9 protein-coding genes are annotated in these 16,772 nt (G+C 67.8%); 4 read left to right on the top strand and 5 right to left on the bottom strand.

Features of this window, described 5'->3' with window-relative positions; genetic code table 11:
- Positions 1–433: 433 nt before the first annotated feature.
- Both K1X74_20435 and K1X74_20440 read right to left on the bottom strand, forming a co-directional pair.
- Complete coding sequence (locus K1X74_20435) at positions 434–1,858, bottom strand: DUF1501 domain-containing protein (protein MBX7168716.1); 1,425 nt, start codon at positions 1,856–1,858, stop codon at positions 434–436.
- A gap of 13 nt (positions 1,859–1,871) precedes the next feature.
- Complete coding sequence (locus tag K1X74_20440) at positions 1,872–4,715, bottom strand: DUF1553 domain-containing protein (GenBank protein ID MBX7168717.1); 2,844 nt, start codon at positions 4,713–4,715, stop codon at positions 1,872–1,874.
- Positions 4,716–4,893: 178 nt separating this feature from the next.
- On the opposite strand from K1X74_20440, the gene K1X74_20445 reads away from it, so the two are divergent.
- Positions 4,894–6,270 carry a sulfatase-like hydrolase/transferase gene (locus tag K1X74_20445; GenBank protein ID MBX7168718.1) on the top strand — a complete coding sequence of 459 codons (1,377 nt, stop codon included), beginning with the start codon at positions 4,894–4,896 and terminating at the stop codon, positions 6,268–6,270.
- A 30-nt stretch (positions 6,271–6,300) separates the two neighbouring features.
- Here the strand turns inward: K1X74_20445 and K1X74_20450 are convergent, their stop codons facing one another.
- Genes K1X74_20450 through K1X74_20460 form a run of 3 tightly spaced genes read right to left on the bottom strand, consistent with a single transcriptional unit; the run spans position 6,301 to position 10,680 of the window.
- On the bottom strand, positions 6,301–6,933 hold the full coding sequence (locus tag K1X74_20450) for a DNA-3-methyladenine glycosylase 2 family protein (GenBank protein MBX7168719.1): 633 nt from the start codon (positions 6,931–6,933) through the stop codon (positions 6,301–6,303).
- Positions 6,933–8,411, bottom strand: coding sequence for a DUF1501 domain-containing protein (locus tag K1X74_20455; GenBank protein ID MBX7168720.1), 1,479 nt, complete (start codon positions 8,409–8,411; stop codon positions 6,933–6,935). Before K1X74_20455 ends, K1X74_20450 begins: the two co-directional genes overlap by 1 nt.
- Before the next feature lie 28 nt (positions 8,412–8,439).
- Positions 8,440–10,680: a PSD1 and planctomycete cytochrome C domain-containing protein gene (locus tag K1X74_20460; GenBank protein ID MBX7168721.1), complete on the bottom strand. Its 2,241-nt coding sequence runs from the start codon at positions 10,678–10,680 to the stop codon at positions 8,440–8,442.
- 175 nt (positions 10,681–10,855) lie between these two features.
- Here K1X74_20460 and K1X74_20465 point away from each other — a divergent pair, with 175 nt between their 5' ends.
- The 3 genes from K1X74_20465 to K1X74_20475 are packed head-to-tail and all read left to right on the top strand — an operon-like array spanning position 10,856 to position 16,435.
- A complete protein-coding gene (locus tag K1X74_20465; protein MBX7168722.1) occupies positions 10,856–13,924 on the top strand; it encodes a PSD1 and planctomycete cytochrome C domain-containing protein in 3,069 nt (1,022 codons plus the stop codon).
- Between the two features lie 2 nt (positions 13,925–13,926).
- Positions 13,927–15,372: a DUF1501 domain-containing protein gene (locus tag K1X74_20470; protein ID MBX7168723.1), complete on the top strand. Its 1,446-nt coding sequence runs from the start codon at positions 13,927–13,929 to the stop codon at positions 15,370–15,372.
- On the top strand, positions 15,341–16,435 hold the full coding sequence (locus tag K1X74_20475; GenBank protein MBX7168724.1) for a hypothetical protein: 1,095 nt from the start codon (positions 15,341–15,343) through the stop codon (positions 16,433–16,435). Before K1X74_20470 ends, K1X74_20475 begins: the two co-directional genes overlap by 32 nt.
- Positions 16,436–16,772: the final 337 nt, after the last annotated feature.

The following is a 16,772-nucleotide window of genomic DNA, read 5'->3' on the forward strand; positions in this document are numbered from 1 at the left end:
ACCACGAGCGCTGCACCCGGAGAACGCCGCCCGCTGGGCGACACTCTCCAGGACTGGCAATCGCTGCCCGCGAACCATCACCTGCGACTGCCAACCACTGCGCGTCTCTCTCGCTCGATCGACTGCAGCGGTTTCCCCTGGCTGCCGCGTGTGCGCGAGCTACCCGGCTGGGCCTCGCAATTGCTTCGCGTGCGGTCTGCAATCTCCACCACCGCGCGCTGACAACTTGCGATAACTGTTACGTTCAAAGACCAACTTCGCTATCGGGGAAACCACGCAACGACAAAACGCCGCATCTCGTTGCGCTAGCAAACCTTGCCGAAAGCGCGGTCCAACACGCGGCGTTGTTGAGACCTAGTTGCAGACAGCGAAATGAGAAGCTGTCTCAACCCCACTTCAAGCTTGCGAATCTGCCCGAAGTTTGCCGAGTATTTCAGGCAAACAACTCGTCGACGACTCGGCCGTGAACGTCGGTCAGGCGGAAGTCGCGGCCCGCGTAGCGATAGGTGAGCCGCTCGTGGTCGAGGCCCATCAAGTGCAAGAGTGTCGCATGCAGATCATGCATGTGCACCTTGTGCTCGACAGCTTGGTGCCCGAACTCGTCGGTCGCCCCGTAGGCCAGCCCGGGCTGCACGCCACCGCCGGCGAGCCACATGGTGAAACCCAAGGGGTTGTGATCGCGGCCCGTGCCATTGGCCTGCGCATAAGGCGTGCGTCCGAATTCGCCACCCCACCAGACCAGCGTGTCGTCGAGCAATCCGCGCTGCTTGAGATCGGCCACGAGCGCGGCCACCGGGCGATCGACGGCCCGGGCATGATCGGCATGCTTGGCGATGTTCGAGTGCTGGTCCCAGGCCGGGTTGGCCGTGTTGTCACCGTAGGTCACCTGCACGTGGCGCACGCCCGCTTCGACCAGCCGCCGTGCAAGGATGCACTTACGGGCAAAATCGGCCGTGGCCTTGTCGTCGGCGCCATAGGCGGCCAGGGTCGTTTGCGACTCGCCCGACAGGTCGAACAGCCCCGGCGCATGCATCTGCATCCGCCAGGCCAGCTCGTAGCTTTCCACGACCGCGTCGAATTCGCTCTCGCCGCCAGCGGCGTCGCGCTGCGCCTGATTGAACGCCTGCAACAGGTCGAGCTGCCGGCGCTGCGCGGTGCGATCGAGATCGTCGCGCGCAATATTGGCGATCGCTTGCGCCGGCGCGCCGGCGCGGCCGATCGGCGTGCCCTGATAGCGCGCCGGCAAGAACGCGGCGCCGTAGTTGCGCGGACCGCCGTTGCCGGCCGATGGGGCGATGGACACAAAGCCCGGCAGGTTTTCGTTCTCGGTGCCCAGGCCGTAGAGCAGCCAGGACCCGAGCGACGGCCGGATGAAATTCGTCGCCCCGCTGTGCAGAAACAGTGTCGCGGGACCGTGCGCCACCCCCTCGGTGTGCAGCGAGTGGACGAAGCACAGGTCGTCGACCACCGACGTCAGCGCGGGAAACAGCTCCGACACCCAGCGGCCTGTCTGGCCGTGTTGGGCAAACGGCCATTGCGGCTTCATGATCCGCTGGGCCGAGACGCCTTGGCCCGTGTTGGCCCGCTTGCGGGCATCGTCGAAGTCGATCGATTGGCCGTCGTCGGCCAGGAGCCGGGGCTTGTAGTCGAACGAATCGACGTGGCTGGGTCCGCCCTGCATGAACAAAAAGATGCAGCGCTTGGCCCGGGCCGGAAAATGGACGGTGCGCGACGCCTCGCCGGTGACTGCCGCCGCCCGCACCGTCAGCGACGCCAGCGCCATCTGGCCGAACCCACAGGCGCTGGTCGCCAACAATTCGCGACGCGACCAGCGGCGAGGATCGATCGAGCCGTGCATGCTGCGTCTCGCGTCAGTTCAGGTAGCGAAAATCGAGTGAACCGAACAGCGCCTGCACCAATTGCGTCCAGGCATCTTCGCGCGCCTGCGGCGTCGCGCCGTCGTCGGCCGGCGACAGATAGGCCTGCGCCGCCAGCAACTCCGCCGCGCGCGGCTCGCGTCCCAACAGGATACGAAACGCCGCGACCAGCCGCGACTTGTCGTCCTCGGCGCTGGCCAGCAGACGCACGGCCGTGTGCCGCGCCTGCTCGCGCACGAATGGGTCGTTCAGCATCCACAGCGCCTGCGGCGCCACGGTGCTCGTCGCGCGGACGCCCGTCACGACGCTCGGATCCGCAAAATCGAACACCTGAAACAGGCTGGGCAAAGCGTTGCGCAATACCGGCACATAGACGCTCCGCCGCGGCTGGTCGTAGACGAATCCATAGTCGGCCGCCGTACCGGGCGCAATCGTCGGCCCCCCCAGGGTCAAGTCCAAGCGTCCCGCCGCGCCGAGCATGGCGTCGCGCAGGGCCTCGGCGTCGAGCCTGCGACGCACGGCGCGGCCAAACAGCCGGTTCTCGGGATCGGCCTCGACGAGCGACGGTTCGGCCGTGGTCGCCTGTCGATAGGTGCGCGAAGTGACGATGCGGCGCACGAGCCGCTTGATCGACCAGCCGTCGTCGATGAACTGCAACGCGAGCTCGTCGAGCAGCTCGGGATGCGAGGGCCGTTCGCCGGTCGTACCGAAATTGTCGGTCGTTCGCACCAGGCCTGCGCCGAACAGCCAATGCCAGGCGCGATTCACGAAGACCCGCGCCGTGAGCGGATTGTCCGGCGCCGCGATCCAATCGGCCAGCTCGCGGCGCCCGCTTTGCTCAGGCGGTAGCGCCGGCGGTCGCACGCCAGGCATCACGCTCAGGAATCCGCGCGGCACCTCGTCCGTCTGGTTGTGGACGTTGCCGCGCACGTGCACGCGGGCATTTTCGATCGACGCCTGCTCGACCACCGACAGGGCCTTGGGCCGCCGGGGGCTGTCTTCCCGCAGCTTGCGCAGCTCGCCCTCCAGATCGCGCAACTGCCGCTGCGCATCTTTCAGCTCGGCGGACTCGGCCGCGGCGGGCGGTGTTTCCCCGGCCGCGGCGCCGCTGGACTCGCCAACCGGCAGGAACTGCACGGCGTCGGCCACGACATGCCCGTCGGCGCCGGCATTCGAAATCAGCACGAACGACTGTCCCCCCAGCTCGAACCGAAACTCGCCGAGGGAGACAAACCGGCCATCAATCGGCGGGCGCTCGCGCTGGTTGATCTGCCGCACCAGCTCCCCCTCGGCGCTGAACACGGTCACTTCGGTGTTCGTCGCCCGATTGCTCCCCGGCGTGTAGGCCAGGCGTACGTCGTAGCGTCCAGCGGCCGGCAACTCGGCGATGAAGGTGGCCGTCTTCGTGCCTGGCTGCTCGTTGCCGTCGTGGACATAGCCCTCGCCGACGTAGCGCCGCACCGACTGCGAACGCGTCCAGCGGCCGACGAGCCGGGCCTGCGCATCGTCGACCACGACGCCGGGCAGGTCGCTCGCCTTGACCACGGCCGGCCCCGCGGGATCGGTTTGCGCGAGCCGTTCGACCAGCTCGCGCTGTTGCTTCACTTGCGCCGCCAGCTTGCTTTCCTGGGTGTGAAGCTCGGCAAAGAAGCGTTCTTCGTCCTCCGGCAGGGGCAGGGGGACGTCGAGCCAGTTCGAGACGTTCGCATCTTCGAGCGTCTGCGTGTTGCGCAGGATGCCCGCCAGGGCGTAGTAGTCGGTCGTCGGGATCGGGTCGAACTTGTGATCGTGGCACCGCGCGCAGCCGAGCGTTTGCGCCAGGAACGCGCGGCCGATCGTTTCCAATTGCTCGTCGACCACGTCCATCCGCAACTGGGCCTTGTCCTGCTCCTCGAGGTTGTGGTTGCCCATCGCCAAAAAGGCCGTGGCGATACGTTGGCGCTGGCGCTCGGGCAGGCTCTCGGCGGGCAGCAGGTCGCCGGCCAACTGCTCGCGAACCAGGCGATCGAACGGGCGGTCGGCGTTGAACGCCTCGATCACATAGTCGCGATAACGCCAGGCCTCGCTCATCACCAGGCCGCGCAGCGTGAACGACTCGGCAAACCGCGCGACGTCGAGCCAATGCCGCCCCCAGCGCTCGCCATACTGCGGGCTCGCCAGCAACCTGTCGACTTGGCGCTCGTAGGCGCCCGGCGCCTCGTCGGCGACAAATGCGTCGAGCTCCTCGGGCGTGGGCGGCAGGCCGACCAGGTCGAAACTCAACCTGCGCAGCAACTCGGGGCGCGATGCCTCGCCGGCCGGGCGCAGATTGGCCTCTTCGAGCCGCGCCAGGATGAACCCGTCGAGGCGCTCATCGAGCGGCCACGTGGCGTCGCGCAGTTCGGGCACTGCCGCGCGCGTCGGCGGACGGTAGCACCAATGCTCGCGCCCCGCGGCCAGGTCGATCGCCCGTGGGGCGCTGGCGGCGACAGGTTCGCGCGGATCAGGCGCGCCGGCGGCGATCCAGCGATCGAAATCGGCCACCACGTTGTCCGCCAACTGGCCGGCAGGCGGCATTTGCAAGTCGGGGTCGTCGTATCGGATGGCCCGCAGCAACCGGCTTGCCTGTGGATCGCCGGGCACCAGCGCCGGCCCCGAGTCGCCACCGGCGACGAGCGCCGGGCGCGAATCGAGCTGCAGACCGCCGCTGCGCTCGTCGCCGGCGTGACACTCGTAACAGTGTTCGACCAGGACCGGGCGGATTCGCTGCTCGAAGAATTCGACGTCGCCGGCCCGCGCGCACCGCCAGCCGTGCGGCGCCAGGGCCGCCATGGCGCAGGCCAGCGATAAAAGCCTCATCGCGCGGGTCATCGGCACCTATTGTAACCCTGGTCCCCGACGCTTGTTTTGCGGCGCGCGACCACTTTCAATGGGCCACGGCGGAACTTTACCGCCGCGGCGGGGTTTACTGGATGCCCGGTGCTGCCGGGACCGGATCGCCGCACCATCCTCCCATCGCTTGAGAAGGGTTTGCCCCATGTCGCGCTGGTCGCTTGCCTTGCTCATCGTGGCCTGCGGCGCCGCAACCGCCGCCGCGGCCGAAAAGCCCAACGTGCTGGTCATCCTCACCGACGACACCGGCTGGGGTGAGTATGGATTCCAGGGCAACCAGCAAATCCCCACGCCCCACATCGACTCGATCGCCAAGCAAGGCGTGCGATTCGTCCAGGGCTACGTCTCAGGACCATACTGCAGCCCGACCCGAGCCGGATTGATGACCGGCCGCTACCAGACGCGCTTCGGGCACGAGTTCAACAACGTGGCGGCCGTCAAGGGACTCGATCTGAACGAGACGACGATCGCCGATCGCCTCAAGTCGCTGGGCTATGCCACGATGGCCATCGGCAAATGGCACCTGGGCAATCGACCCGAGACGCGCCCGACCAAACGCGGATTCGACGAGTTCTACGGCACGCTCGGCAACACGCCGTTCTATCACCCGACGCAGTTCGTCGATTCTCGCGTCTCCAACGACGTGCAACAGATCGACGACGACACCTTCTATACGACCGACCAATACGCCCAACGGGCCGTCGAATTCATCGAGGCGCATCGCGCGGGCCCCTGGTTCTTGTATCTGCCGTTCAATGCCCAGCACGCGCCGTTGCAGGCCCCGCAAAAGTATCTCGACCGGTTCCCGAACATCGACGACCCGAAGCGCAAGCTGTTCGCCGCGATGATGTCGGCCAAGGACGACGCCGTGGGGCGCGTGCTCGACAAGATCCGCGAGGCCGGTCAGGAGGCCAACACGATCGTGTTCTTCCTGTCGGACAACGGCGGACCGACGCTCGTGACGACCTCGGGCAACGGTCCGTTGCGCGGCTACAAGGCCACGACCTGGGAAGGCGGCGTCCGCGTGCCCTTTGCGGCGAAGTGGCCGGGGCATTTCCCCGCCGGGACCGAATACCAGCACCCGATCATTCAGCTCGACATTCTGCCGACCGTCGTCACGGCGGCCGGCGGAACGGTCGACCCGGCCTGGAAGCTCGACGGCGTCGACCTCGCGCCGTACCTGGCCGGCACCCAAGCGGGCCAGCCGCACCAGACGCTCTATTGGCGCTTCGGCGAGCAATGGGCCATCCGCCATGGCGATTGGAAGCTGCTCGTCGGCCGCGACGGCGGGCCCGACCCGGAGCTCTACAACCTGGCGACCGACATCGGCGAGTCGAAAAACCTGGCCGGCGAGGAGACCAGCAAGCGCGACGAACTGTTGGCGCTGTATCAGGCCTGGAATGCCGAGCAGGCGCCGCCGAGCGCTCCGAAGGAACGGCAGGCCAAGCCCAAGGCCAAGGCCAAGAAGGCCGGTGCCAAGAAAAAGGCCAAACGCGCCGCGCGAACCAAGCTGGGCAGCTGACGCATCCGCCCCCTAGCGGCACCGCAGCGATCAGCCCTCGGCTTTGAACTCCAGCGCCCGCCAGCAGTACCAACTGCCGATCGAGGCGTACGGCCGCCAGCGCTCGGCGATGGCGTGGCCGGCGTCCTTCGAGGGCAATTCTTCGAGGCCGTAGAGCCGCTTGATGGCCATCCGCACGCCCAGGTCGTCGTGCGGGAACACGTCGAGCCGGCCCAGCGAGAAGATCAAGAACATCTGCGCCGTCCAGCGGCCGATGCCTTTGACCTGGACCAGATGCTCGATCACCGCCTCGTCATCGAGCCGGCCGATGCGCGCCAGTTGCAACCGCCCGTCGCGGGCCCGTTGGACCAGGTCGAGCAGGTAGCCGCCTTTCTGCGGCGAGATGCCGGCGGTGCGCAGCTCGTCGAGCCCGAAGCGTCCGAGCCCATCGGGCGTAAGACCCCTGGGACCGGCGAGCGTTTCCAGCCGGGCGAGGATCGAGCGCGCCGCGGCAGTCGAGATCTGCTGCGCGACGATCGCGCGGACCAGCGACCGGAAGCGGTCGCGCTGCAGCTTCAGCGCAAACGGGCCTGCGCGATCGATCACGACCCGCATCACGGGATCATGCTTACGCAAATGCCGCACGCCGGCGACGTGTGGGGGTTGAACGCGCCGCGTCGCCATCAGGCAATCACCGCTTCGACCACGTTGCCGTAGACGTCGGTCAGGCGCTCGTCGCGGCCCTGATGGAAATAGGTCAGCCGTGTGTGGTCGAGGCCCAGCAGGTGCAGGATCGTGGCGTGCAAATCGTGCACGTGCACCTTGTTTTCGACGGCCTCGAAGCCAAACTCGTCGGTCGCGCCATAGGTCATGCCGCCGCGCACGCCGCCGCCGGCCAGCCACATGGTGAAGCCGTACGGGTTGTGATTGCGGCCCGGCTTGCCGACGCCCTCGGAGAACGGCATGCGGCCGAACTCGCCGCCCCAGACGATCAGCGTGCTGTCCAGCAATCCCCGCTGCGCCAGGTCGGCGAGCAGCGCCGCGATGGGTTGATCGACCTCGGCCGCGTGCTGGCCGTGATTCTTCTCGACGCTTTCATGCGCGTCCCAGGTGGCCTCGAGATGGCCGCCGCCCGAGTAGAGCTGCACGAACCGCACGCCGCGCTCGACCAGCCGCCGGGCGATGAGGCAGTTGCGGCCGAACTCGTCGGTCGGCTGGCGGCCCACGCCGTACAGGTCGAGCGTGGCCTGCGTTTCCTGGCCCAGGTCGACCGCCTCGGGCGCCTCGGCCTGCATGCGGAAGGCCAGCTCGTAGCTTTGCGTCCGCGCGGCCAGCTCCTCGCCGCCGGGCCGGCCGTCGAGGTGCGCCTGGTTCAACTCGGCCAACAGGTCGAGCTGGGCCCGTTGCGCCTGGCGATCGAGATACTCCGGACCCTGCAGATCGAGAATCGGGTTGCCCAGCGGGCGAAACAGCGTGCCCTGGAACGTGGCTGGCATGAATCCGCTCGACCAGTTGGGCTGGCCGCTGATCGGCCCGCCGCGCTGATCGAGCATCACGACGTAGCCCGGCAGGCTCTGGTTCTCGGTGCCCAATCCATACACGCACCAGCTCCCGAGCGACGGCTTGCCGATCAACGGCTTGCCGGTGTTCATCTGGACGAGCGCCGACCCGTGGGCATGACTGTCGGCATGGCACGAGCGGATCACGGCCAGCTTGTCGGCATGCTCGCGAACCAGCGGAAAGTAGTCGCTCACCGGCAGACCGCTCTGGCCGCCGGGACGAAACGGGCGCTGACCGGGCGTCAGGAAGCCGATCGCGCGACCGCCCGAGTTGATGAACTTCTTGCCCTCGGGCAGTGATTGACCGGCGTACTTTTCCAGCTCGGGCTTGGGATCGAACAGATCGACCTGGCTGGGGCCGCCGTTCATCATCAGAAAGATCACGCTCTTGGCCTTCGCGGCAAAGTGCTGCGGCTTGGGCGCCAGCGGTCCGGCCGGTGCCGGCGTCGCCGCCTGCAGATGCCGGGCAAAGAAGCCGTCGGCGTCCAGCAGCGAACTCAACGCCAGACCCGCCATGCCGCCGCCCATTTGCCAAACCCATTCGCGGCGCGTGAGTCCGCAGGGAAAGGTCCGCGCGACCGGCGAAGAATGAGGTTGCTGCATGACAGGCGTCCTTCGACGAAATCGGCCGTCAATCGACGTAGAGGAACTCGTTGCAGTTGACTAGCACGTGGCACAGCGATTCGAGCGCGCGCCGCCGGGCGTCGGGAGCGGAGGCAAAGTGCTGCGATTGGGCTTCCATATGCGCCACCGCCCGGGCCGTTTCGACGGCGGTCGGCTGCCGGGCCAAGGCCAAGCGCCAGGCGCAGCTCACCTGCTCCTGGAAATCTGCGGACGACGATTCGATCACCTGCGCGGCCAGGTCGGCGCTGGCGCGATGCACGAACTCGTTGTTCATCAGCGCCAACGCCTGCGGGGCGACGATCGTCACGTCGCGCTGGGCGCACGGCTGGGTCGTATCGCAAAAATCGAAGACCGTCATGATCGGCGCCAACAGCGACCGCTTGCTGAACATGTAGATGCTGCGGCGATGCTGTTCGGCGGCCGGCGAGGCCTGCCAGGCGCCGCCTTTCATCGACAGGCCCTCGAGGGCCTCGCTGCTGATCTCCGGACGGAAGCTCGGCCCGCCCACGCGCAGGTCGAGCTGGCCGCTGGCCGCCAGCAGCGCGTCGCGCAGGGCCTCGGCATCGAGCCGCTGGCGCTCGGCCCGCCACCAGTACCGGTTGCCGGCGTCGCGCTGCTCGTATTGCTCGCCTTGCGGATGCACCGAGGCCTGCTGATAGGTGGCCGACATCACCAGCAACTTGTGGATCCGCTTCGGCCGCCAGCCGCCGGCGATCAATTCCCGGGCCAGCCAATCGAGCAGCTCGGGATGCGTGGGGCGTTGGCCGTTGAAGCCGAAATTGTCGGGCGTGCGGACCAGGCCCGCCCCGAAATGGTGCTGCCAGAGCCGGTTGACCGCCACGCGGGCCGGCAGCGGGTTCTGTGGATCGACGATCCAGCGCGCCAGTTGCAAACGGCGCTGCGAAGTGGGGGCTTCCGGCGGCGGCGCTGCGATCGGACGATCGAGCGCCGCCACGAGCGACAGGAATCCCGGCGCGACCTCCTGCTCGGGGCGCGTCGGATCGCCTTTGCGCAGCAAGTGCAAAGGCGGCGGGTCACGGGCCCGATCGGTATAGCCGCAGAGCTCGAAGCCCAATTCCTCGGGCGTAGGCCCGCCCTGGAATTTCGCGTCGCGCGGCTCGACGTGACCGGCCCAGAACACCGCGCCCAAGCGGTAGTAATCGGTCTGCGGGATCGGGTCGAACTTGTGATCGTGGCACCGCGCGCATTTGACCGTCAGCGCGAGGAAAGCAGTCGACGTCGTGTGGATCAGGTCTTCGAGCCGCTCGTACTTGTATTCCTGCGGGTCGTTCGGCTCGTCGTTCCAGGTGCCCATCCGCAAGAAGCCGGTGGCCGTGACCGTCGAGGCATTGCGGTCGGGCAACTCGTCGCCGGCCAACTGCTCGAGCACGAAACGGTCGTAGGGCAGATCGTTGTTGATGGCGTCGACGACCCAATCGCGATACTTCCAGGCGTTCGGCTTTTCCTGGTCGCGTTCGTAGCCGCAGGTCTCGGCAAACCGGGCCACGTCGAGCCAGTAGCGCGCCCAGCGTTCGCCGAAATGCGGCGAGGCCAGCAACTCGTCCACCAGTCGCTCGTAGGCGTCGGGCGCCGTGTCGGCCACGAACGCCTCGACCTGTTCGTAGCTCGGCGGCAAACCGATCAGGTCGAAATACAACCGCCGCGCGAGCGTGCGCCGATCGGCAGCCGGGGCAGGGATCATCCCCGCCTCGTTCAGCCTGGCGGCGATGAAGGCATCGACCGGATGCGTACCGGCCGGCGCGTCGGGCGGCGCGACCTCGGCCAGCGGCTGCCAGGCCCACCAGTCGCGGCCGGCGCGCTTGTCGGTCGTGGCGTCGTAGGCGTCGAGCACGCGCCCCTCGGGCCAGGGCGCCCCGGCCGAGATCCAAGCGACGAGCTTCGCCGTGTCGGCCTCGCTCAAGGGGCGCGGCTGTTCTTTCTCGGGCGGGGGCATCTCGCCTGCGCGCACGCGCTCGACGAGCAGGCTGTCGTCGACATGCTCCGGCACGATCGCGGGCCCGCTGTCGCCGCCGGTCACGAGCGCCTCGCGGCGATCGAGCACGAGATTGCCCTCGCGCTGGCGGGGGTTGTGACATTCCAGGCAATTGCGCGTCAGGAGTGGCGCGATTTCGGCCTCGAACCGCGAGTCCCATTCGTCGGCCCAGGCCGTGGAACCCGCTCCGCCGGCAACGAGCAACAACGCAACCATGTGCGCGCAGCGCGGGACGACGCTAGGGCGGAAACGCATGGTGCAGAACATAGAAAAACAGATTACCTGATCGAGCCAGGCCCGTCGTGGGTCGCGGTGCGGCATTTTCGAGCCAGTCCTGGCTGGGAAGGGGGCGGTCGACGAGGGTAAAATTGCGGGCTGGAGAGTTTTCCCGCTCGAATCCCACCCCCCGCTGCCGCCCTGCGAATTGTTTATGCGGCGATCTGCCTTGCTGGCCCTGATGTTTGCCGCGATCGGCTGCGCCCAGGCGGCGGTCGCCGCAGACGACAAGATCGACTACAGCCGCGACATCCGTCCGATCCTCTCGCGCAATTGCTGGCTCTGTCACGGCCCCGATGCCGACACGCGCGAGGCCGAGCTGCGGCTCGACGAGCGCGACGCGGCGATTGAGCCGGCGACCAGCGGTCAGGCGGCCATCGTGCCCGGCCGCCCCGACGACAGCGAACTGATCCGGCGGATACTCAGCAGCGACGAGGGCGAGCGGATGCCGCCGCCGGCCACGAAGCGCGTGCTGAGCGAGCGCGAACGGCAGTTGCTGCGCGACTGGATCGCGCAAGGCGCCGAGTATGCCCCGCACTGGGCGTTTCTGCCGCCGGCGCGGCCCGAGCTGCCGGCGGTCGCGCACCAAGCCTGGCCGCGCGAAGAGCTCGATCGCTTGGTGCTCGCGCGCCTGGAAGGGCAAGGGTTGGAACCGGCGCCCGAAGCGGCGCGCGAGACGCTGATCCGCCGCGTGAGCTTCGATCTTACCGGCCTGCCGCCGACGCCCGAGGAGGTCGACGCCTTCGTGGCCGACACGGCGCCCGACGCCTACGAGCGGCTGGTCGAGCGGCTGTTGGCCTCGCCGCATTACGGCGAACGCTGGGCCCGGTGGTGGCTTGACCTGGCCCGGTATGCCGATACGAACGGCTACGAAAAAGACCGGCCGCGCACGATCTGGCCCTACCGCGATTGGGTCATCGCGGCCTTCAACCGCGATCTGCCGTTCAACCAGTTCGCGATTGAGCAGATTGCCGGAGACCTGCTGCCGCAGGCGACGGCCGACCAGGTCATCGCCACCGGGTTTCATCGCAACACGATGATCAACGAAGAGGGCGGGATCGACGTGGCCGAGTTCCGCTTCAAGGCCGTGGTCGATCGCGTGCAAACCACCTCGGCGGCCCTGCTCGGCCTGACGTTGCAATGCACGCAGTGTCACAACCACAAGTACGACCCCTTCACGCAGCGCGAGTTCTACGGGCTGTTCGCCCTGTTGAACAACGCCGACGAAGTGGACTTCGACGTACCCGACGCCCGGATCGAGCAGGAGCGAAGCGTCGCCTTGGCCCGGATTGCCGATTACGAGGCGCGCCGCGAAGCGCTGTTTCCGCGCGCTGCCAAGGGCACCGTCGGCGGCAGCGGGCCCAATGCCTATCTCGACGAGCGATTTGCCCGCTGGCAGGTCGAACAAGCGCCGCGCGCGGGCCACTGGGTCGCTGTCCGGCCCGTCGCGCTGCGCTCGCGCAACGGCGCCACGCTGGACCTGCTTGACGACGATTCGATCTGGGTGCACGGCGACTGCCCGAACTACGACACCTACGAATTGGAGCTGGAAGTTCCCCTGGATCGCCTGACCGCGCTGCGCGTCGAGGCGCTGTCTGATCCGCGGTTGCCCGGCGGCGGCCCGGGCAGGGCCCCCCTGTTCTCCGTGGGCGACTTCCTGCTCAGCGAGGTGCAGCTCGACGAGCTCGCGGGCGAACCGGCGACCGCCGTGCGCCTGGCCGGCGCGACGCACGACTTTGCCGCCGAGAAGCGCGCGGCCGATCTGTGCCTTGACGGCCAGCTCGACACCGGCTGGTCGATCGCGGGCCAGACCGGCGAGGGCCATCGCGCGGTGTTCCCGCTGGCGGCGCCGCTGGACGCTGCCCGGTCGCGGAGGCTGCGGCTCACGCTCGTGCAGCAATACATCCACCAGATGACGCTGGGGCGACTGCGCATCTGGGCCACGTCCGACGCAATGCCCGTGGCGGCCAACGAGCTGCCGGCCGAGATCGAGACGGCGCTGGCCGCGCCCGCCGAAGGCCGCACGGCCCAGCAACAAGCCGCGCTGCGCGAATACTTCCTGGCCACCGCGCCGGAACTGGCCGAGCACAATCGGCAGATTGCCGAGCTGAAGCGCAAGCTGCCTTCGCCCGTGCAGACGATGGTCATGCAAGAACGCGCCCCCCAGGCGCGGCGCATCACCCATCGGCATCATCGGGGCGAATATCTCGATCCGCGCGAGGTCGTCGAGCCGGGCGTGCCCGCGGCGCTGCATCCGTTGCCGGCCGGTGTCGAGCCGAACCGGCTGGCACTGGCGCGTTGGCTCGTCGACGAGCGGAACCCGCTCGTGGCGCGCGTGACGATGAACCGCGTGTGGGCCGCCCTGTTCGGCCGCGGGATCGTCTCCACGATCGAGGATTTCGGCGCGATGGGCGAGCGACCTTCGCACCCCGAACTGCTCGATTGGCTCGCGACCGAATTCATGCGCCGCGGCTGGAGCCTGAAGGCCATGCATCGAGCGATCGTCGGCTCGGCCGTCTATCGCCAGTCGTCGCAAGTCTCGCCAGCGCTGCTGCGCCTTGATCCGCAAAACGTGCTCCTGGCGCGCGGGCCGCGGCTACGGCTGGAAGCCGAAATGATCCGCGACGCGGCACTCACGACGGCCGGACTGCTCGATCAGCGCATCGGCGGCCCCAGCGTGTTTCCGCCCCAGCCGGCCGGCATCAGCGAACTTTCCTACGGCGCCACCGAGTGGCCGACCAGCCAGGGCGCGGACCGCTTTCGCCGCGGACTCTACACCTATCTCAAGCGGACCAGTCCCTATCCAGGCCTGACGGTGTTCGATGCCCCGACGGCCGACGTGACCTGTCCGCGCCGCACGCGCACCAACACGCCGCTGCAGGCCCTGAACCTGCTGAACGACCAGGTTTCGTTCGAGGCCGCGCAGGCGCTGGCTCGACGCGTCGTCACAGAACGCGCGGACACCCCCGGCGAGCGAGCCGAACGGGCCTTTCGCTTGTGCCTGGGGCGCCGGCCCGCGGCCGACGAGCTGGACCGGCTCGCGGCGTTCTACGACGCGCAACTCGCTCGGCTGAAGGCCGGCGAGCTCGATGCAGAGTTGCTGACCCGGGCCCCCGGCCTGCCGGAATTGACCGACGCACCGCTCGATCGGCTCGAGCTGGCTGCTTGGACCACCGTGGCGCGCGTGCTCTTGAACCTCGACGAAACGATCACGAAGGAATAGGCATGGCGGGCGATTTCTCGGCGCAGTCGCGGGCGGTGACCCGCCGGTGGTTTTTCGAGCAGTGCGGGCTCGGCGTGGGCAAGTTGGCCTTGGCCGGGTTGCTGTGCCGGTCGATGCGCGGGGCAGCGGCTCTGGGGGCCGAGACCGAATCGGCCAGGCAAACGCTCGCGCCGCACTTCGCGCCGAAGGCCAAGCAGGTGATCTACCTGTTCATGGCCGGGGCCCCCAGCCAATTGGACCTGTTCGACTACAAGCCGATGCTGGAAAAGTACGACGGTCAGCCGGTACCGGCCGAGGTGGTCAAAGATCAGCGCTATGCGTTCATCCAGCGCAACGCGGCCCTGCTGGCGCCGCGCTACAAGTTTGCGCGCCACGGCGAGTCGGGCGCGGAGCTGTCCGAGATGCTGCCGCATCTGGCCGGTGTCGTGGACGACGTCTGCCTGATCAAGTCGATGCGCACCGACCAGTTCAACCATGCGCCCGCCCAATTGTTTCTCAACACGGGCTCGGCGCTGCCTGGACGACCCAGCATGGGCGCATGGGTGACCTATGGGCTGGGCAGCGAGGCCGACGATCTGCCCGGCTTCGTCGTCATGACCAGCGGCAAGGGCACCAGCGGCGGACCGGCCAACTGGAGCTGCGGATTCCTGCCGACGAGCTACCAGGGCGTGCTCTTTCGTTCGCAGGGTGACCCGATCCTCGGCGTGGCCAATCCGCCCGGCGTCGACGCGCGGTTACAGCGCGAGACGCTCGACCTGGTGGGCCAGTTGAACCACGGCCACCAGGAACTCTGGGGCGATCCGGAAATCGCCGCGCGGATCGAGGCCTACGAACTGGCGTTTCGCATGCAGTCGAGCGCACCGGAGCTGATGGACTTGAGTCAGGAATCGCAGGCCACGCTCGATCTCTACGGCGCAAAGCCGGGGCAGTCGTCGTTCGCCAACAATTGTCTCCTGGCGCGGCGGTTGATCGAACGCGGCGTGCGCTTCGTCAATCTCTATCACGAGGCCTGGGACCATCACAGCGACGTGGCTGGCGGCTTGAAGAGCGCCTGCAGCGACACCGACCGCGCGGCCGCGGCCTTGGTGGCCGATTTGAAACAGCGCGGACTGCTGGGCGAAACACTCGTCGTCTGGGGCGGCGAATTCGGCCGCACGCCGATGGTCGAATCGAACGCCGCCTTGGGGCGCAGCCTGGGACGCGACCATCATCCCCAGGCCTTTACGATGTGGCTGGCCGGCGGCGGGGCGCGCGTCGGCCAGACGATCGGCGCGACCGACGAACTCGGCTTTCATGTCGCCGAAGACCCGATCCATATCCACGACCTGCAGGCCACGGTGCTGCACCTGCTGGGTCTCGACCATCTGCGGCTGACCTTTCATTTCCAGGGACGCGACTACCGGCTCACCGATGTGCATGGCAATGTGGTCGACAAACTTGTGGCGTGATGGCGCAACGCTGTTCGCGTGGCGGCCGTGCTTTCTGGCGATCGTCCTGGCGACCGGCGGCATTGCAACCGCCGCCGAGCCGGAGCTGCCACGCGTCGCGGTCGAAAACGTGCGCCGCGCGTTTCACAACGGCGAGCACAACGCCTTTACCGACCTGGTGCGGTTTCGCGACCGGTATTACCTGACGTTTCGCACTTGCCCCGACGGGCACATGGTGCACCCCTCGTCGGCCATCCTCGTGCTGTCCAGCACCGACGGTCAGACCTGGACGCAGGTGCATCGCTTTTCGGTCCCGCGGCGCGATACGCGCGATCCACATTTTCTCGTGTTTCGCGAGCGGTTGTTCGTCTACACCGGCACCTGGTATTGCGGCGACACCTCGCCCACGTCGCGCGATTTGAACGAACACCTCGGCTATGCCGCGTGGACCGACGACGGCCACGCCTGGCAAGGACCGGCGATGCTCGAAGGCACCTATGGCCATTACGTCTGGCGAGCCGCGGCGTGGGGCGATCGGGCCTGGCTGTGCGGACGGCGCAAGCACGAGTTTGCGCATTCCGACGAGCCTGAGCCCGACATCGTCGAGTCGGCGCTGCTCGAAAGCGACGACGGCCTGATCTGGCGCAAGGCGAGCCTGTTCCAGGAGACGCATGGCGACGAGACGGCGTTTCTGTTCGAGCCCGACGGGGCATTGGTCGCCGTGGCGCGCGGCGGCGGCAAGACCAACGCCCAACTGTGCCGCGCGCGGGCGCCCTTCGCGGTGTGGCAGCGCAGCGACCTGGGCCGGCAAGTCGGCGGTCCATTGCTGGTGCGCTGGGGCGAGCATCTGCTCGTCGGCGGGCGCAAGAGCGTGGCCGATGCCCGCACGGCACTCTACTGGCTAACCGGCGACCACCTGCACGAAATCGCCGAGCTGCCCAGCGGCGGCGACAACTCGTATCCCGGCTTCGTGGCGTTCGACGCCGAGCACGCCCTGCTGTCGTACTATTCGAGCCACGAACGCGACGACGCCGGCAAACCGATCACGGCCATCTACCTGGCCGAATTGCGGATCGAGCGCTAAACGACTCGATCGACGCAGGGATCGTCAACCCGGTGAGGCACCGGGACGCATCTTCGCACCTGCGCGGAACTTCCATCCTCGGGGTGCCGCGCAGCGGTCTCGCGCGACGCGACGAACGGCGCGTCGCCCCGGCAAGACCAGCCGACGGATACAAAGCAAACCCGCGGTCCGGGCATCCGCGAAAACTCGCGGGGACAGAACAGCGCGGGGAATTCATTTCCCGACTGTTCCGGCATGAGACTTCACGTTCGCCTTTGGCGCAAACGTTGCAATTAACAAGCAGCCAGATATTGACCACCCCCGTTTGGCTGGCTCCAATTACGGCCGTCGACGATAA

The organism is Pirellulales bacterium (assembly GCA_019694435.1).
GTDB lineage: Bacteria > Planctomycetota > Planctomycetia > Pirellulales > JAEUIK01 > JAIBBZ01.